The 18,722-nt window shown below is 60.6% G+C and carries 15 protein-coding genes; 14 read left to right on the plus strand and 1 reads right to left on the minus strand.

Features of this window, described 5'->3' with window-relative positions; genetic code table 11:
* Window positions 1–30 precede the first annotated feature (30 nt).
* The 11 genes from HMPREF9161_RS06055 (at window position 31) to HMPREF9161_RS06105 (ending at window position 11,194) form a co-directional block, all read left to right on the plus strand.
* Window positions 31–228, plus strand: coding sequence for a hypothetical protein (locus tag HMPREF9161_RS06055; RefSeq protein WP_009728807.1), 198 nt, complete (start codon window positions 31–33; stop codon window positions 226–228).
* A 52-nt stretch (window positions 229–280) separates the two neighbouring features.
* Window positions 281–556 carry a hypothetical protein gene (locus HMPREF9161_RS06060; protein WP_009728808.1) on the plus strand — a complete coding sequence of 92 codons (276 nt, stop codon included), beginning with the start codon at window positions 281–283 and terminating at the stop codon, window positions 554–556.
* A 368-nt stretch (window positions 557–924) separates the two neighbouring features.
* Window positions 925–1,608, plus strand: coding sequence for a hypothetical protein (locus HMPREF9161_RS06065; protein WP_009728809.1), 684 nt, complete (start codon window positions 925–927; stop codon window positions 1,606–1,608).
* Between the two features lie 70 nt (window positions 1,609–1,678).
* Window positions 1,679–2,053, plus strand: a complete 375-nt coding sequence (locus HMPREF9161_RS06070) for a pyridoxamine 5'-phosphate oxidase family protein (RefSeq protein WP_009728810.1) — start codon at window positions 1,679–1,681, stop codon at window positions 2,051–2,053.
* Between the two features lie 371 nt (window positions 2,054–2,424).
* Window positions 2,425–3,093 carry an SIS domain-containing protein gene (locus HMPREF9161_RS06075; protein WP_009728811.1) on the plus strand — a complete coding sequence of 223 codons (669 nt, stop codon included), beginning with the start codon at window positions 2,425–2,427 and terminating at the stop codon, window positions 3,091–3,093.
* A gap of 255 nt (window positions 3,094–3,348) precedes the next feature.
* A complete protein-coding gene (locus HMPREF9161_RS06080; protein WP_009728812.1) occupies window positions 3,349–4,857 on the plus strand; it encodes a phosphomannomutase/phosphoglucomutase in 1,509 nt (502 codons plus the stop codon).
* A gap of 176 nt (window positions 4,858–5,033) precedes the next feature.
* A complete protein-coding gene (locus HMPREF9161_RS06085; protein WP_369791788.1) occupies window positions 5,034–6,746 on the plus strand; it encodes a diguanylate cyclase in 1,713 nt (570 codons plus the stop codon).
* A gap of 127 nt (window positions 6,747–6,873) precedes the next feature.
* Window positions 6,874–8,481 carry a DUF805 domain-containing protein gene (locus tag HMPREF9161_RS09650; protein ID WP_009728814.1) on the plus strand — a complete coding sequence of 536 codons (1,608 nt, stop codon included), beginning with the start codon at window positions 6,874–6,876 and terminating at the stop codon, window positions 8,479–8,481.
* A gap of 184 nt (window positions 8,482–8,665) precedes the next feature.
* On the plus strand, window positions 8,666–9,169 hold the full coding sequence (locus HMPREF9161_RS06095; protein ID WP_009728815.1) for a DUF805 domain-containing protein: 504 nt from the start codon (window positions 8,666–8,668) through the stop codon (window positions 9,167–9,169).
* A gap of 109 nt (window positions 9,170–9,278) precedes the next feature.
* The gene (locus tag HMPREF9161_RS06100; RefSeq protein ID WP_009728816.1) at window positions 9,279–10,889 is read left to right on the plus strand and encodes a DUF805 domain-containing protein; all 1,611 of its coding nucleotides are present in this window, start codon (window positions 9,279–9,281) and stop codon (window positions 10,887–10,889) included.
* Between the two features lie 14 nt (window positions 10,890–10,903).
* Complete coding sequence (locus tag HMPREF9161_RS06105) at window positions 10,904–11,194, plus strand: zinc ribbon domain-containing protein (RefSeq protein ID WP_009728817.1); 291 nt, start codon at window positions 10,904–10,906, stop codon at window positions 11,192–11,194.
* Window positions 11,195–11,281: 87 nt separating this feature from the next.
* Here HMPREF9161_RS06105 and gyrA read toward each other — a convergent pair whose 3' ends face one another.
* Window positions 11,282–13,732 carry a DNA gyrase subunit A gene (gene gyrA, locus HMPREF9161_RS06110; protein WP_009728818.1) on the minus strand — a complete coding sequence of 817 codons (2,451 nt, stop codon included), beginning with the start codon at window positions 13,730–13,732 and terminating at the stop codon, window positions 11,282–11,284.
* A 160-nt stretch (window positions 13,733–13,892) separates the two neighbouring features.
* Here gyrA and HMPREF9161_RS06115 point away from each other — a divergent pair, with 160 nt between their 5' ends.
* The 3 genes from HMPREF9161_RS06115 to HMPREF9161_RS06125 all read left to right on the plus strand — a co-directional run bounded on the left by HMPREF9161_RS06115 (window position 13,893) and on the right by HMPREF9161_RS06125 (window position 18,568).
* On the plus strand, window positions 13,893–15,023 hold the full coding sequence (locus HMPREF9161_RS06115; protein WP_009728819.1) for a cation diffusion facilitator family transporter: 1,131 nt from the start codon (window positions 13,893–13,895) through the stop codon (window positions 15,021–15,023).
* Between the two features lie 267 nt (window positions 15,024–15,290).
* Window positions 15,291–17,447, plus strand: coding sequence for a TonB-dependent siderophore receptor (locus tag HMPREF9161_RS06120; RefSeq protein ID WP_009728820.1), 2,157 nt, complete (start codon window positions 15,291–15,293; stop codon window positions 17,445–17,447).
* Between the two features lie 41 nt (window positions 17,448–17,488).
* Window positions 17,489–18,568, plus strand: a complete 1,080-nt coding sequence (locus HMPREF9161_RS06125) for an ABC transporter substrate-binding protein (protein WP_009728821.1) — start codon at window positions 17,489–17,491, stop codon at window positions 18,566–18,568.
* Window positions 18,569–18,722: the final 154 nt, after the last annotated feature.

The raw sequence follows: 18,722 nt of genomic DNA on the forward strand, positions 1-18,722 counted from the left end.
GAATGTCAAGGAAAGGCGGATCGGATCGCTATGAGAGATACGGCAGAGGCCGCCGCGCGCCTTAAAGCCGCCGTGCGGAGCCTTGACCTGCGCATGCGCGCCGCGGCGGGCGACCTCGACTACGAATCCTATCTGCACAAAAAGCGCGCCCTCGAAGCCGCGCTCTTCGCCCTCAGCCGGGGGCGCGCGGCGGATGAAAAGGTTGACCCCGGCACAATTTCATCCTGATTTCAGGCCTGTATGATAGATTGAATTTCATTAAGATGAAAGGAAAATTACTATGTCACAGCGTATGACAATGGAAGAAGTTCTGAAGGAATACGGCGTCCCGCAGATCCGTCTCGACGTACACGCGACGCGCAGCGATCTGCTGAAACTCCGCGAGAAACTCATGGCGATCCGCGACCTCTCCGACGGGCGCGAGCAGGGCTATCTCGACATCGACTGCAAGCTCTACATCGACGTCGACGACATCGACCGTTACCTCTCGGGAGAACTCGATACCGTGGGGGAGATCTATGCGTTTCCCGAGGATATCAAATCTTTTAGAGAGTGATGCGGGATTTTCGCGCCTAGCGTCGTCACTGTGAAAAATACCGCGGTCAACGTGGCGCTGCCACGCCTCCCTTGTATTTCCTCGTTCCTTGCTATGCATCAAAACTTCCGCGTCACTTATGTTACGGCAGCAAGGCGAAGGGCATGTTGATACGTCCGTGAATCGCCTCCCCGCGGGGGCGGCGTGCGCCGACACGTTCTGCAAAAAGGACGTGCCGCCCAGCCGCGGAACCGCCCGGCGCATGATTTTCCGCCGGGTGGTGCGGCGCCCTGTCCATAGAGCACATATGCATCGCGCACGCCGTTTGCGATAAGTGGCGTAAAACATGCCCTGAGCCCCCCACAACATAAAATCAAAGGAGAACATAAATGAACTTCAAGAAACTCTTCGCCGCCGCAATCATCGCCTCCTTCGCCTTCGGTGCGGCGCCGACCATCGCCCCCGACCTCACCGCGGGCATATTCATTTCAGAGGCGGAGGCTGCACGCGGCGGCGCGCGCATGTCGCCGCGGCGCGCCGCGCCTGCGGCGCCGAAATCCGCCCCCGCGCAGAGCGGCGGCGGCAAGTCCGTCTCCGGCAACGGGGCCGGCTATGCGCCCTCAAAGAGCGCCGACCGGCTCGATAAGAACGCGCCGAACGCCGCCTCCGCCAAACCGGGCGCAGCGGCAGGCGCGGCCAATCCCGGGCGCGGCGCCACCGGCTGGGGCAACGCCCTCCGCAGCATCGGGTTCCTCGCGGGCGGCATGCTCCTCGGTTCCATGCTCGCCTCCATGTTCGGCCTCGGCAGCGGTTTCCTCGCAGACCTCCTCGGCGTATTTGCGAACATCGCGCTGCTCTTTGTCGCCCTCACGGTCGTCCGCTGGATATGGAACCGTTTCCGCGGACGCAAGGAAGAGGAGAACGTTTACCGCAGCGCCGCGCGTCCGCAGCAGGCCGCGCCCCGCGCGCCGATCGCCGATATCCGTCCACCCGGAGCCTCGGCCCCGATGCCGACACGTGCCGATGCGGACGACAGCCCCCGGGCCGTCGCCGACCGCTATCGGAACCGGTGACCCCCTGCCTCGGCAGCGCCGCTCCGCGGGCGCGGCTTGATCCGGATCGCCGTATCAAAGGAGTTCTTTTATGCTTCCCGACAAATTCTTCGACTGCCTGAAATACGAGGGCGTCGTCGCCATCGGCACAGCCTCCGCGCAAGGGGAGGCGCATATCGCGAACACGTGGAACAGCTATCTCATCGTCACGGAGGAGGAGCGGATCCTCATCCCCGCGGCAGGCATGCATAAGACGGAACGGAACAGCAACGAGAACCCGCACGTTGAAATCACGCTCGGCACACGCGAGGTCGAGGGACACCGCGGCCCCGGCACGGGATTCCTGCTTACGGGAACCGCAGCGTTCCTCAAAGAAGGCGCCTTATTCGACCGGATGAAGGAAAAATGCCCCTTCGCCGCCCGCGTACTCGTTTTCACTCCGGAGCGCTGCCGCCAAACATTATAACCGCATAGAATCATCGGTAAAACATGACCGCCGTACGAAGATCGTTCGTCCGGCGGTCTTATATTTTTCTCGTCCGCCTGAAAATATCCCTCCCGTAAATAAATAAAAAATAATTCTATAAAATACCTATAAATAAATATAAATTACAATAAATACTTCTGAAATTCCATACGTCCTCCTTCCGGTTTATGCCGCAGCGTACGCCGAGACACCGGTTTCAACGCGGCGCAGGATATGATGAAAGGGAGAGGGGCGGCGGCGTTCGGCAACATAAGCGAAACGTTCGCCTCGCGTCACCGATTCTTCCCTTGAAAAAGGAATCATAATCGTTCATAATGGAAGGAAACAACATGTCACAAAGGAGCGATACCATGGCCAAAGAATCTGCCTATGCCGCCGTCGATACGCTGACTGCGCGCTATCCCGCGCTCGAAGTATGTGCCGCGGATGTCCGCGCCGCGATTACGGCGCTCTGCGATTGTTATCACGGCGGAGGCAAACTCATCGTCTGCGGCAACGGCGGTTCCGCATCGGATGCGGAGCACATCGTCGGCGAACTGATGAAGGGCTTCCTCCTGCCGCGCCATCTCGACGAGGCGATGCTCGACAAGCTGCACGCGGCATGCGACGCGAAGGATCCGCGTGCGGTCGATTACTTCATGCAGAACTTACAGGGAGCGCTGCCCGCGGTCTCGCTGCCCTCGCAGCTCGCGATCAGCACGGCGTTCTCGAACGATCAAGCGCCCGATCTGACGTTTGCCCAGCAGGTGCTCGGCCTCGGGAAACCGGAGGACGTCCTGCTCGGCATCACGACCTCGGGCAACTCGAAGAACGTCATCTACGCGTTCGAGATCGCACGGGCACTCGGCCTCACGACGATCGCCCTCACGGGCACCCCCGGCGGACGCGTCGCGGCGGACGGTCTCGCGGATATCGTGATCAAGGCGCCCGCGAGCGAGACGTATGTCATTCAGGAGTATCATCTGCCGATCTATCATGCGCTCTGCATCGCAGCCGAAACGGAGTTCTTTGGTGTGTGATGCGCGATATTTGCGCCTCGCTGTGTCACTGCGAAAAATCCTGCGGTCGACGTAGGGCTGTCTACGACTCCTTTGGATTTTTCTCGTTCCTTGGCGCATCACTTAGGTTACGGTACTGAGCGCGCCATGTCGCTTCGGTCACGGTACCGCACGTGCCGCAGCGTTTAAGCCGCGCTTTTTTCGCAGGGCAAATGCCAAGCGGCATGAAACGCCATCATGAAAGAACCTCATTTCATTAACGAAGGAGACGACGCTATGCCTCTCACCCACGCCGACTTCATGAAACTCGCCAACGGCAGCGATATCCGCGGGGTTGCCGTGCCCGGCGTCCCGAACGAGCCCGTGACGCTGACGCCCGAGGCAGCCAACCGCATCGCCGCGGGCTTCATCCGTTTCCTCTCGGAGAAGACGGGCAAGCGTCCCGAGGAACTGCGCATCGCCGTCGGGCACGACTCGCGCATCTCCGCGCTCGCCATCAAGGACTGCGTCCTCACGGGCATCACCCACACGGGCGCGCACGGCATCGACTGCGTGCTCGCCTCGACCCCCGCCATGTTCATGGCGGCCATCTTCGAGGACACCGCGGCCGACGGCTCCGTCATGATCACTGCGAGCCATCTCCCGTATAACCGCAACGGGCTGAAATTCTTCACCGCCGCGGGCGGCACAGACAAAGACGACATCGTCAAGATCCTCACTTACGCATCGGAGGCGGAGGAGGCGCACGGAACGCTCGACCACGTGCTGAAATTTGACCTCATCGGACGTTACAGCGAATACCTCGTCGACAAAATCCGCGCGGCGCTCGGCGGTGCAGAGCAGCCGCTTGCGGGCATGCGCATCGTCGTCGACGCGGGCAACGGCGCGGGCGGCTTCTTCGCGGGACGGATCCTCACGCCGCTCGGTGCGGATACCGCGGGCAGCCGCTGTCTCGACCCCGACGGCCGTTTCCCGAACCACGTGCCGAACCCCGAGGATCCCGCGGCCATGCTGTCCATCAAGGAAGCCGTCATTGAAAATGACGCCGATCTCGGCCTCATCTTCGACACGGACGTCGACCGCATGAGCGCCGTGCTCGCGGACGGCACCGACATCAGCCGCAACGCCCTCATCGCCATGATGGCGGCCATCCTCGCGCCCGACTATCCCGGCAGTACGATCGTCACCGACTCCGTCACCTCCGACGGGCTCCACGACTTCCTCGAGAAAGACCTCGGGCTAAAGCATCTCCGCTATATGCGCGGCTATAAGAACGTCATCAACGAGTGCATCCGCCGCAACGAGGCGGGGGAGATCTCGCCGCTCGCGATCGAGACCTCCGGCCACGGCGCGCTCTCGGAGAACTACTATCTCGACGACGGCGCCTATCTCGCGGTCAAACTCCTGATCGCCGCCGCCAAGGCGCGCGCGGAGGGGCGCACCCTCGACGATCTCATCGCCGCGCTGCGCCGCCCGGCGGAGGCGCGCGAGATCCGCATCGGGATCATCGGGGAGGACGACCCGAAAGCATACGCCGCAACTGTTCTCGCGGCATTCGAGGCGCGCGCCGAGGCCGCGGGTCTGCGGATCGCGTCGCCCTCCTACGAGGGCGTGCGCATCGTCTTCCCGAACGGCTGGGCGCTCCTGCGCATGTCCCTGCACGACCCGAATATGCCGCTCAACATCGAGTCGGACGAGACGGGCGGCGCGGACGGGATCGAACGCCGCGTGAAAGAGCTGCTTACAGGTTTCGGCTCTCTTGATCTGTCTTGTTTTCACGTATAATGAAAAGCGCCCGCAGGCCGCGCCGCCTTCCTCGATAAGGAGGCGGCGCTTTTTCATGGAGCGCCTATACTTTTTCATTTTAAGTATGCTATAATAAATTGCCGCTTAACGTATCCGTATGCTATGGAAAATATGTTCCGGCAGTCAAAAGGGAAGGGGAAGCCTGCGTGAACAAGATGATCAAATTCCTGCGAAGCAACCGGATTACGCTGCTCTGCATCGGTCTGCTCACCTTGATGGTCGTCGCCGCATGGCAGTCGATGAAGACGCCGCTCGATCCGTCGATCGAAGCGGAATACTTTGTGCTCGAGGGGGAGCCTGCGTACGGGGATATCGTCGGCTTCCATGCGGACGATATCGACTGGAAGCCCTACGATTTCCCAATACCGCCGCCGATGCCCGCAGGCGCGACGACCGTCTATCTCTCGTTCGAGATACCGGCTTCGGCGCGCTTCGTCGGGGATCACTTGCTCTTTACGACGACGAATCAGGACGCTTACGTCTATGTCGACAACGACCTCGTTTATACGCACGGCGATTGGGCGTCGCTGATGGACACGCGCGGGCGCGCGTTTCACTATGTATATCTTGACAACACATCGGCGGGCAAACGTCTGACGATCATGCTGCATTCGGGCTATCGGAACTGGCTCGGCAGCATCGACTACCTGAAGTTCGGGAACGAGCGCCTGCTCATCAACAAACTCAGCGCGACCGACGCGATCTACATCGCGAGTCTCGCAGTCGCGTTCTCGCTCGTCGCGCTCCTCATCGTCGGCCTCATATGGCGCGACACACATCTGCGGCGGCGAACCAATCTCTACCTGATCCTGTTCCTCGTAAGCTTCATCCTTTGGACCTCGGGAACCTCGTCGTTCTTCCCGCGCGTTTTCGGCATGGCGCATCTGTGGTGGGAAGTGCACCTTATCATGCTCTACGTCCTCCCGCTCTCGCTCATCCCGATCATCCGCGAAATCGTCTCGCCGCGCTTCATCAGACACGTGCAGACGATGTGGAACCTCTTCCGCCTCGTCTTTGCCCTCGCGACCCTCGCCGAACTCGTCGGGATGGGCGGTTATATGAACTTCCTCTTCATCTACTATCCGCTGCTCCTCGTCGGCTTCCTCATACTCATCTTTACCGTCGTCCGCTCGAACTGGGACCGTCATCCCGTATGCCGCTATGCGACGCTCTCGCTCACCTCGTTCATCATCTTCGGCGGACTCGACGCGTACCATTGGGAGTACCACCGCACGGCCGTCATGCTCGCAACCACCGTATTCTCCGTCTACACGACCCTGCCGTTCATCTTCTTCCTCATGCGCGAGCAGATGCTGAACGACGCCAAAATCGCCCGGGAGAATACCGCGCTCTCACAGGAGCTCGAACAGACGCAGGCGGAGGCCGTACACGACTATCTCACGGGATGTTACAATCGGCAGTACCTCCAAACGGCCTTCGAAGACTTTTCTCGGCTGGCCGACGAACGCGGCTTCCGGTTCTCCTTTGCCATCTTCGACGTCGATCGCTTCAAATCGGTCAACGATACGAAGGGACATCTCGAGGGCGACAACGTCCTCAAAAAGATTGCCGAAACCGTACGCGGGGAGATCGACCGCCGCCATGTGTTCATCCGCTACGGCGGCGACGAGTTCATTCTGCTCGCCCTGCACTACGACCTCGCGGAGATGGCCGCGTTCTGCGAAGATCTCCGCGGGAAGATCGCCGGGGCGCTCGGCGGCGTCACAACGAGTTTCGGCGTCTCCACATGGCACGGGCCGAAGGACCGCCTGCGCGCCCTCATCGACCGCGCCGACCGCGCGCTCTACCTCTCGAAGGAAAAGGGGCGCAATGCCGTCTCCGCCGAGGACGAGGGGGACGTCGTATAAAATTCGCATAGGGAACACAATAGGGCACCCGTCGTAAAAGAGTCGGATGCCCTATTTGATTTGGGCAAGCGATTCATGCTACAATGACCGGAGATTTCACCCTGCCGTATGAACGAGAGGAACGATTATGCACACACCAGATCACGGAATAAAGGAAAATTTCTTCCGCTTTGCGGGGCGTCTCAACCGGCGGCGCTACCTCCTGCGCTCCCTCCTTCTCTTTGTCCTCACGCTCGCGCTCTGCGCCGCCATCGTCGCGGTCATCGCCGCCCAGGCGTTTGATCCGACTCATCCGGAGCCGGGCGAGTTCGAGATCACGGGGGAGATGTCGGCGGCGCTCGGCGGCCTCCTGCTGCTCTTCATCCCCATCACGGTCTCGGGCAATATGCTCATGATACGCCGCCTGCACGACCTGTCGATGTCGGGCTGCTATATCCTGCTCCAATTCATCCCGTTCCTCACGCCCGCGCTCATGCTCTATCTCTTCTGCAAGAAGGGAACCGCGGGGGAGAACGCCTACGGCGCAGACCCGTGCGCCGCCGCGCTCGCGCCGGATACGGCGCCCCTGCCGGCGCCTGCCGCTGCGGGCGCCTTTGATACGGCTGCGCCCGCAGGGGATGCGGCGGACGAGATGCCCGCGTTAGGCGCCTCATCTATGGCGGACGCTGCGCCGCTGCGGTTCTTCACGAGAACCGGCAGGCTTGACCGCGGCGGCTTTGCCATGATAATCGGCACATTCATCGGCCTATGGGGGCTCATCACATGGCTCGAAGACGCCCTGCTGCTCGCGCCGATTTATCTCCTCTCCGCCGGACTCCTCCGCGAGAGCACGCCCGCATTCTGGGTGCTCAGCATCTCCGTATTTGGCCTCACCCTCCTATGCGGCCTCTTCATCCTGCCGCTGCTCAGCATCCCTGCCGCACTGCGCCGCCTGCACGACATCGGGCGCAGCGCGTTCTTCATCCTGCCCCTTGCCCTCTCGAGCATCGGCATCATCGTGTTCGGCGTCGGCGCCTCGTTCATGAGCAGCGGCCTCATCGGGTTCGCACGCATCGGCCGCGGCGCCGCTTCTCCGGAGGAGGGCGCCGTCGTGCTCGGCATGTTCGTCGTCGGCAGCCTCATCGTCACGGTCATCGTCCTCTTCCTATGCATCTACGGCGGATGGCTGTTCCTCAAAAAGGGCGCCCCTGGAGAGAACGCCCACGGCGCGCCCCCCGCACCGGCCGCGCCCTTCTCCCTGGGCGCGGCATATCTTTCCGCCGCGGGCACGATCGACCGCGACACCTTCATCCTGCGCGGCCTCATCGCCGTTGCCGCATCCCTCGCCCTCTGCAAGATGATAGATTCCCTCATCGTCACACCGCTCGGCATGATTGCCACGGGGCTCGAACTCATCCCGTACGGCGTGGACGACTATATCAGCCTCCTATTGATTACCCTCGCGCCGCTCGGCGCGCTCCCGCTCGTCCTGCGCCGCCTACGGGCGATAGGGCGCAGCGGCGCCGAAGCGTTCTTCGTCTTCGCCGCGCTCCTGCCGTACCCCATCGTCTGCGTCCCCATTGCGCGCGTGCTCGGGCTGCTGCAGGACAATGCGTTCCTCCATGGCGGCGACCCGCAGGTGCTCTTCGACATGCTGACCGTCACCCCGACGAGCGGCTCCATCGCCGTCGCCGCATTCGCATTCGTCTGCGGCGTCGCGAGCGTCGTCGGAATCGTACGGCTGCTCCGCAGGTAGCCCGCGCCGCATGCCGGCGACATTGCCGGCCCCGCGCTCAGCATCCTCTGCTGTATCGTCAGCATCGTCAGTATCGCCCGTTTACTCCAAAATGACATCCGACAATAGATATCCTATTGAACTGCGACACGTCTCTATGGTACAATCGTAACCGTATTTATCGTATCAACAGAAAGGAACTATCATGTACACAATCGACACCGGGATCAAGGGGAACTTCTTCAACTACGAAGGACGTCTCAATCGGAAACGCTACATCTTCCGCAACCTCGCGCTGTTCGGCATCGGCGTCGCGCTCTATGTCATCGTCATTGTCCTCTTCGTAATCGTCGCCGGCAGTCAGCCGCAGTCCGTGCAAAACGAGAACGCGCTTACGGCGACAGTGTTCGGCCTATACGGGCTGTTCTTCCTCCTCTGCCTGCCGCTCACTGTTTCCGCCTACATGCTGATGATCCGCCGTCTGCACGATACCAACCAGTCGGGCTTCTTCTGCCTTCTGAATTTCGTGCCGTTCGTCAACATCGGCCTCGGGCTCTACCTGCTCTTCAAAAAAGGGACCGAGGGCGACAACGACTACGGTTCCGATCCTCTCGATATGACGGGCTACGTCTACGGCGGGGATGCGCCCGCAGTGCCGGAGCATGACGACAATCCCTACGCACGCACAGATACCGCGCCGAAAGAATAATATCATAGAAACGGGGGGTGCCGCACGAAACAAACTCATGCGGCACCTCCTTGCTTTTCCTCTGCACAGCTTTTAATATGCTCATGATACCGTAAATGAAAGGATTTCCATGCACCCGATCGACCATGGCTTCCGCGCCCATTTCTTCGTGTGGCGCGGCCGTCTCAACCGCATGCGTCATTTCAAGCGGCAGGTGGCCGCCCTCGCACTTTACTGCGCGGTGCTGGCCTTGCTCATATTGGTTCTAGATACGCTGGAACCGTACATGCAATACGATATGACGGATGCGTATAAAACCGTCACATTGATCGTCGTTGCTCTGATGGTTCTCGTATCGCTTTTGTATCTCGTATCCGGCACCATGCTCCAGATCCGCCGCCTGCACGATCTCAATATGTCTGGTTATTTCTTATTACTCACGCTCGTGCCGGGCCTCGATGTCATCCTCTTCCTGTATCTCACATTTGCAAAGGGAACGGAGGGCGACAACCGGTTCGGTCACGACCCGCTCGGCCCCGCCGACACGCCCGATTTCAGGAAAGAGAATCCCCCCGCGTGCGCCGCCTCCGGCACGCACGACGCACAACGGGGCGACAATCACAATAGGTGCACAAAGGAGGGAGAATATATCCCCCTTGATCTCCTTTCCCGCAGCGGCAGACTCTCGCGGCGTGATTTTGCACTGACTGTCGGCATCCTATTCGGCGGCTCCGGCCTCATATTCCTGCTCCTAGAGGTGCTCTCCATTCCTCTCATTTACTACATCGCGGTATTTTTCTTCCGTGATATGACAGCCGCATTCTGGACGATGATGACCGGCGCTTGGTTCATCGCCTGTATCGCCGTTTGTCTCGCCCTGTTGACGCTCTCGCTCCCCGCCGTCATTCGCCGCCTGCACGATATGAACTGCAGCGGCTGGCTCGCCCTGCCGCTTGTCCCGTGCTCGCTCATCATCCTTGGGTTCACGCTCATCTCGTCCCTCCTGAGCATCGGCATTGCCTTGTCGGTGATTATCAGCGGCAATCCCACCGGATACATCGACGGATTCGACCTGACAACCGATATGAATGAATTTCTCACCGGCTCGATTTTTCTCATCTTTCTCATATTTATGGTCACTCTTCCGCTCCTATCGGCCTACGCCGCATTTCTCTTCTTCAAAAAAGGCAGTCCCGCTGAGAACCGCTGGGGGGCTCCGCCCATCTCTGATAAACGCCCACCCGAGCGCGCGGCCTTCTTTTCCACGAACGGCAGTATCGAGCGCAGGCTGTTCATCACACGAACTCTGCTCCTCCTCGCTGCCGCGGGCGTCATCATCCCGACCGCCCTATATCTCGTCAGCGTCCCGATATTCTTTATCCTCATAGGGCTCGGTATCCTGCCATTCGGCGCACATATGCACGTATTTGCCATCGCCCTGGCGCTTTATCCCATCGCCGCACTCCCGCTCGTCATCCGCCGCCTGCGCACGCTCGGACGCAGTCCCTACGAGGCCGTCTTCGTCTTCGCCCCGCTCATTCCCGTTCCCTTCGCGCTCTCCCCGATATCAGAATCCTTCGGTATCCTACAGTTTATCTCATTCGCCCATGATGTGCCGCTCCGCAGTCTCCTCGACCCGCTCATCGTTACGCCGACGGCCGGCTCCATCGCGTTCGCCGCATTCTCCTTCGTCTGTGCCGTCTCCGGCATCATCAGCATCGCCCGACTCGTCAAAAAATAAAAAGTGAGGTCGCTATGTTCTGCCCAAAATGTAATAAATTCATCCCGTCCGCCGCGCATCGCTGCCCGAACTGCGGCATCGAGATCATCTCCGGGTTCTCGCCGAACTACGGCGCGGGCTTCGATCTCGGCGATGACGACACCGAGAGCCGCAACGACGCGCCGCCGCGTCCCTCCGCGGACTCCGACCTCTACGACGACGTACCCGATACGGATGCCGCAGGGGAGGGGACGGCAGCGAACGTAAAATCCTCCGGGCTCGGCGGCAAACTCAAATCGCTGTTCGGATTTGGACGGGGAAACTGAGGCGCAGCAAAAAATAATAAAGAACGGAGCCGACGCACATTTTTGCTGCGCATCGGCTCCGTTTTCTATGCGGTTTTTGATATTTTCTTATTCCGTCGGCGGATCGACGGTCATGTTCATGGTCGCCATCGATGCGACGCGGTCGTTCTCTGCGATGGTCATGAGCTTGACGCCCTGCGTGTTGCGGCTGATGAGCGAAATCTCGTCGACGGTCGTGCGGATGACGATGCCCTCGGTCGTGATGAGCATCAGCTCTTGGCTGCCGCGGACGACGCGGATGCCGACGACGGGACCCGTTTTCTCCGTGACCTTCATATTGATGAGGCCCTTGCCGCCGCGCGTCTGCGTGCGGTACTCGTCCGCCGCCGTACGCTTGCCGTAGCCGCCCTCGGTGACGGTGAGCACCTCCGAGTCGCTCCTCAGGACATCCATCGCGACGACCTCGTCGCCCTCGGCGAGGGTGATGCCACGCACGCCGCGCGTGACGCGTCCCATCGAGCGCACGCCGCTCTCGGGGAAGGTGATCGCCTTGCCGAGGCGCGTGCCGAGCATGATGCGGTTCTCGCCGTCGGTGAACTTCACGCCGATGAGCTCGTCGTCCTCGTCGAGGTTGACGGCGCGCAGGCCGCTCTTCCTGATATTCGCGAACTCGGCGAGCGGGGTCTTTTTCACGACGCCCTTGCGCGTGCCGAGGAAGAGGAACCGGTCGGGCTTGAACTCGCGCACTTGGATGACGGCGGTGATGCGCTCGTCCGCCTCGACGGCGAGCAGGTTGACGATGGCCGTGCCCTTTGCCGCGCGCCCGCTCTCGGGGATTTCGTAGGCCTTGAGCACGAAGGCGCGCCCGCGGTTCGTGAAGAAGAGAATCGCATGATGCGTGGTCGTAATCAGCAGGTCGCTGACGATGTCCGTCTCCTTCGTCCCCATGCCGCGCACGCCGACGCCGCCGCGCCGCTGCCGGCGGTAGGTGTCGAGCGGGATGCGCTTGATGTAGTTGCTCATGGTGAGCGTGACGACGACGTCCTCTTCGGCGATGAGGTCGGTGATATCCATCTCGCTCGCGTCGAACGTGATCTCCGTGCGGCGCTCGTCGCCGTACTTGTCGCGCACCTCGATGAGCTCGTCCTTGATGATGGCGAGCACCTTGCTGCGGTCGGCGAGGATGCTCTTGAACTCCTCGATGGCGGCGAGCACCTCTTGATACTCCTGCTCGATCTTCTCTCGTTCGAGCCCCGTGAGGCGCTGGAGACGGAGGTCGAGGATGGCCTGCGCCTGTTTCTCCGTGAGGTTGAAGTCCTCCATGAGCGCCGTGCGCGCGATGTCGGCGGTGCGGCTCTCGCGGATAGTCGTAATCACGGCGTCGAGGTGGTCGAGCGCGATGGTGAGGCCTTCGAGGATATGGGCGCGCGCCTCGGCCTTTGCGAGCTCGTACTGCGTGCGCCGCGTGATGACCGTCTCCTGATGACTGATGTAGTGGCCGAGCACCGAGCGCAGGTTCATGATGACGGGCTGGCCGTCGACGAGCGCGAGCATGATGACGCCGAAGCTGTCCTGGAGCTGCGTGTGCTTGTAGAGCTGGTTGAGGATGACGTTCGGCGCGCTGTCGCGGCGCAGCTCGATGACGATGCGCATGCCGCTGCGGTCGGATTCGTCGCGGAGATCCGTGATGCCGTCGATTTGCTTGTCGCGGACGAGCTCGGCGATTTTCTCAATCAGACGCGCCTTGTTGACCTGATACGGCAGCTCCGTGACGATGATGCGCGGCTTGCCGTTACTCATGGTCTCGATGTGGGCGCGCGCGCGCATCTTGATGACGCCGCGTCCCGTGGTATATGCCTTGCGGATCTCCTCCGTGCCGAGGATGAGCCCCGCCGTTGGGAAATCGGGGCCCTTGATGACGCCCATCAGTTCCTCGACCGTTGTGTCGGGGTTGTCGATGAGCATGAGCGTGCCGTTGATGACCTCGACCATGTTGTGCGGCGGGATGTTCGTCGCCATGCCGACCGCGATGCCCGCCGTGCCGTTGACGAGCAGCTGCGGGAACTTTGCCGGCAGGACGGTCGGTTCCTTCTCCGAGCCGTCGTAGTTGTCCGTGAAGTCGACCGTTTCCTTGTCGATGTCGCGCAGCATGAGCTCCGAGATTTTCGACATGCGCACTTCGGTGTAGCGCATCGCCGCCGCAGAGTCGCCGTCGACCGAGCCGAAGTTGCCGTGCCCGTCGGCGAGCATGTAGCGCATGGAGAAATCCTGCGCCATGCGCACGATGGCGTCGTAGACCGAGCTGTCGCCGTGCGGGTGATATTTACCGAGCACTTCGCCGACGATACGCGCCGACTTCTTGTACGGCTTCGTGCTCGTCATGCCGGAGCCCTGCATCGCGTAGAGGATGCGGCGGTGCACCGGCTTCAGCCCGTCGCGCACGTCCGGCAGCGCGCGCGCCACGATGACGCTCATCGCGTAGTCGATGTAGGAGTTCTTCATCTCGTGTTCGAGATTGACCGGGACGACGCGGCCGCCCTGTCCAAAATCCAAATCCAAAATGTCACCTCTTCGTGTTCGTCTCATAAAATCCGTCGTTATTATAGCATTTTCGCGGAGAAAAGTCTACGAGAGGGCGGGGCGTTAAACCGTGGCGAAACGCGCGGCTTTATGATAGAATGATTTAGTTGAATTGAACCGCCTACAGGAAGGGCCTATTATGAACGTGAAACTCGACGCAGCCTCACGCGAGGCGCGCATCCTGCGCACATCCTATATCGGCATTGCCGCCAACGTCCTCCTCGTCGCCGTTAAAGCCGGCGTCGGCAGCCTCGCCGGGTCCCTCGCGCTGGTCACCGATGCCCTCAACAACCTATCCGATGTTATTTCATCCGCGGTCACCATCGCGGGAACAAAAATGGCCGGTAAAATGCCCGACGCGGAGCACCCCTTCGGTCATGGGCGCCTCGAGTACATCGCCGCCCTGATCATCGGAGCGATCGTCCTTGCCGCCGGTCTCGGCGCTGCCGCAAGGTCTGTGGACGGCATTCTGCATCCCGCGCCGGTCGCGTACTCTGCCGGCTTTATCGGTATTGTCGTCGTCACGATCATCGCCAAAGTGTCCCTTGCCGATTACACAATCAGGGTGGGGCAGTCGGTTCACTCGGGCGCGCTCAAGGCCGCCGGTATCGACGCCAAAAGCGATGCCGTCATATCGGCGGTGACGCTCCTGTCCGCGGCGGCCTATTTCCTATGGGACTTGAACATCGACGCCTATGCGGGCGGCCTGATTTCCCTCGCCGTTATAAAAGCGGGCCTTGATATTCTGAAAGAAACCGGTTCTGCGCTCCTCGGAGAGCGCGTCGACAGCGACCTCACAAAAGCCATTTACGATAAGGTGCGCTCCTATCCCGATGTTTTAGGCGCCCACGATCTGCGGCTCAACAACTACGGGCCCGATTATTACCTGGGTTCCATCCATGTGGAACTTGACGGGAGCCGGTCTTTGAGCGACACGTATCCCGTGCTCTTTCAAATCGAGCGGGAGATCCTAAAAGAATTTAACTGCATCGTTACGGTCGGCTTCTACGCCGTCGACTTCGCCTCGCCGAACACCAAGAAGGTGCGCGGCATCTTAGCGCGTTACGCCGCCGCGGAAGAAGCCATCGCCGGATTCCACGGCATCTGCCTCTACGACGGCCGCAAGGAACTCTTCTTCGACGTTACCTTTCACTTCGGCTATGACTACCGTCCGCTCCTCAAAGCCATCCGCGAGGAGATCTCCGCCCTCTTTCCCGACTATACCGTCATTGCGAGACCGGACATCAACTACTCCGACGGGGAGTATTAAAAGTTAAACAGTCTCTGCGAAGCTCATTAGAAGAAAGGGGCGCTAACGAAAAGAAGCGGGATCGGAGAACTCGTTCGGATTCAAATAACGCGGCCGCCGCCGCGCTTTTTTATTTTCGGCAAATCTTGACAGATACCGTCGCCGATGATATTCTAATCCTAATATAAAAATGATATAAAAATAAATGATATTTATTGAGCAATGTTTGGCGCCGGCCTTTCTCGGGGAATACGCATGTCGTCCGTCGTTTAGAAAGGGGCTTTTGTCATGAGGAAATCTTCGGCCGCGCTCGCAGCGGCGCTTCTTTTGACGCCGCTGTGGGGACAGCGGCACGCCTGCGCGGAGGATATCCCGGAGTATACGCTCGCGCCCGTCGATGTGCGGGGAGAGAGGGCGCAGGTGCTGCCGGGCGGATTTCAGTCGGACAGCGGCGCGGTCGGCATGCTTGGCAGGCAGAATGTCATGAAGGAACCGTTCGACCAGACGAACTACACGGAGAAGACGATTACGCGCTTTGCCGACCCGACCAACAATTTCGTCAGCATCATGCTGACGAATCCGAGCGTTCGGAACGGGAGCATCGTTACGCACAGCCATTTCTTCGTCCACGGCGTCTATACCCACGGCTCGTACATCCTCATCAACGGCGTGCCGAACCTGCTGGGGCAGTACTCGACGCCGACGTTCTTCGCCGACCAGATTGAACTGACGACGTCGCCGAATATGGGGCTCAACGGCAGCCGCGCCTCCTACGCGTCGGGCAACCAAGGGAACGCGTCGCCGGCGACCATCAATTTCCGGACAAAGGCGGCCGGCGCGGTTCCCGTCACGCGGTACACGCAGGCCGTTTCCGGACGGGGCGCGCTGACGGAGCAGCTTGACGTCGGGTGGCGCTTCGGCAAGGGCGACGCATGGGGCGCGCGGCTGAACATCCTGCGGACGAAGGGCGAGATATCGATTCCGGGCGTGGACAGGGACGAATACGGCTACACGCTCAATCTGGACCGGCGCGGGCGCAGCGGCAGCAGCAACTTATTCGTCGGCACGTATTATCTGAACCTTGACGGCGGCGGGCGGTGGTTCTCGCTCGGGCCGAACGTCACATCGCTGCCAAAGGTCCCGGATCATTACAACAATTACGATTTTGACGGCCAGTACAAATGGGAAAAGATTTATATGGCGGCATTCAACCACGAGCAGAAACTCGGCGGCGCATGGCGCGCATTTTTGAACGCGGGGTACTCCGACCATCGGTTCCACTGGTCGCTCGGGAGCGGCTATGCCGGATGGACGATTAAGAACGATGCGGGCGATTTTGACACGCGCATCTACACGGACTATCAGGATTGGAAGACCTACTACGCGCAGCTCGGCCTGCGCGGCGACCTGAAGGCCGGCGCGCTCATCCACCATGTGTCGCTGGCGTTTGATAAGAGCTGGTTCGACGCCCGCGGGCCGCAGAGCTCGCTCAGCTTTCCGACCGACCGCGGCGGCGGCAACATCTACGAGCCGTTTGACAGGCGCGTATCGCACTCCACGGCGCCGCATCCCGCAAAGGTGCAAAAGGAGCGCGAATACATCAGGAGCTATTCGCTGAACGACAACATTGAGATTGGGAAGTTCAACGTTCTTTTGGGGATTCAGCACCACGACGCCAAGGTGACGGCGGGGGCGGGGCAGCGCATGCTGTCGGATTCCGCCGTTTGCCCGACGGTGGGGTTCAATTACACGCCGGCGGAGAACATCGCCGTCTATGCGAGCCACACGGAGGGCTTTACGCGCCCGAGCGTGGTGGGCAACCAGTACGTCAATCGCGGGACGATACTGCCGGCGACGAAACTCAAGCAGAACGAAATCGGCCTAAAATATAAAACCGAAACGTCGCTCTTTACATTCAGCGCGTTCCGCATCACGCAGGCGCAGAACATCGCAATCAGCATCGCGCCGGGCCGGGAGCGGTTCATCGGCGACGGGCAGGTGCGCTATATGGGGTTCAGCGCCTCGTATACGGGGCAGATCGGGGAGAAGTGGAACGCGGTCGGCGGCATTGAGTATGTGAACAGCCACCAGATGAAGACCGACCGCGGCATCTTTGAAGGCGCGTCCGCCTACGGCACGCCGAAGTGGAACGGGGTGCTCGCGCTTGAGTACCGGCCCGACAAGCAGTGGTCGATTCTCGGCCGCATGGTGTTCACGGGCAAGGCCAACACGGTCAACACGAACAAGACGAAGATGTTCGATGTGCCGTCCAATACCGTCTTTGATTTGGGCGTGGGCTATCGGACGCAGTGGAACCGCGTGCCGGTGACGCTCAACCTCATGTGCTACAACCTGTTCGACCGGAACTACTGGTACGGGAGCCGCACGGGGCTCATGCTCTCGCAGCCGCGGACCGTAACATTCTCCGCTGCGTTTGATTTGTAAGGCGGCGCCTTTGCGCGTCTTCTATATAAGGAGAGAGCACGATGAGAAAAAGATATACGGCGCCGCGGCATTTCGCATATCTGCTGTGCATCGCCCTTGTCCTTCTCCTCTGCGGCGGCTGCCGGCAGCAGGAGGCGCCGCCGGCCGAGGCGCCTGCCGCACAGACCGTTACGGTCGCAGATTCTGCCGGACGCCGGGTGGAGATTCCCTATCCCGTCACGCGCGCGGCCGTCTCCAACAACTATACGATGGAGATGATCGGAACGCTCGGCGCATGGGATGCCGTATGCGCCGTCGATTTCGACATGTATAACAACAACGCGGCATGGACGCATCCGTACACGATGGAGCAGGTTTTTGCCAACAACCAGCGCAACGTCAATTTTGAAAAGACCATCGAGCTGTCCCCGCAGGTCGTCATTCTGCCGGACAACGGCGTGTGGCGCGAGGCGGAGGAAAAACTCGCGCCGTTCGGCATCAAGGTGCTCGTCGTCAATCCGTATTATGCGGACGAGTTCGCGGACAGCATGACCCTGCTTGGACAGGTCTTCGGCAAAGAGGAGCGGGCGCGGCAGGTGGCGGACTACTTCACGGAGCGGATGCGGTACATTGAGACGCAGCTGGAGGGAAAGCCGCGCAAAACGGTCTACGTCGAGTACAACCCGACCGAGGAGACGACGATTCCCGGCGATTTCTTCTACGGCATCGCAAAGTATTCGGGCGGGAAGAACATCTTTGACGACGCGAAGGCCATTCGCATCGATTTGGAGGAAGTCACGCGGCGCAACCCCGACTACATGGTCATCATCTCCGATAAACAGGCGCCGCGCAATATCATCCCGCCCACGGAGGAGCAGTACCGGGACCTCCTGCAGCGCATCGCCGCGCGGCCGGGATGGGACGAAATCAGCGCCGTAAAAAACGGACGCGTCCTGCTCGTCTCAATGACCGGACACGAGGGCGCGGGCAAACTCGTGGGCGCCTTCTACGCGGCGAAGTTCCTCTACCCGGAGGAGCTGCCCGACCTGCATCCGGAGGCCGTCTTCAAGCAGTGGGTAGACTGGCAGGGCTCTCCGTACCGCCCGGGGCATACCTATCCCGCGTTCTCCCTGGACGATTGACCGCACCCCCTTCGGCGCGGCCGCAATGAAAATAAAACGGAACACAGTCTCGGCACGGCGGCGGGGCTGTGTTTTTTTGAACAGGAAAACAGATGGGACGCATTTCATCGTTATAGAAAATACCTTCGAAGGGGCCCTCTATGGTATTTTGATT

This window comes from Selenomonas sp. F0473 (assembly GCF_000315545.1).
Lineage (GTDB): Bacteria > Bacillota > Negativicutes > Selenomonadales > Selenomonadaceae > Centipeda.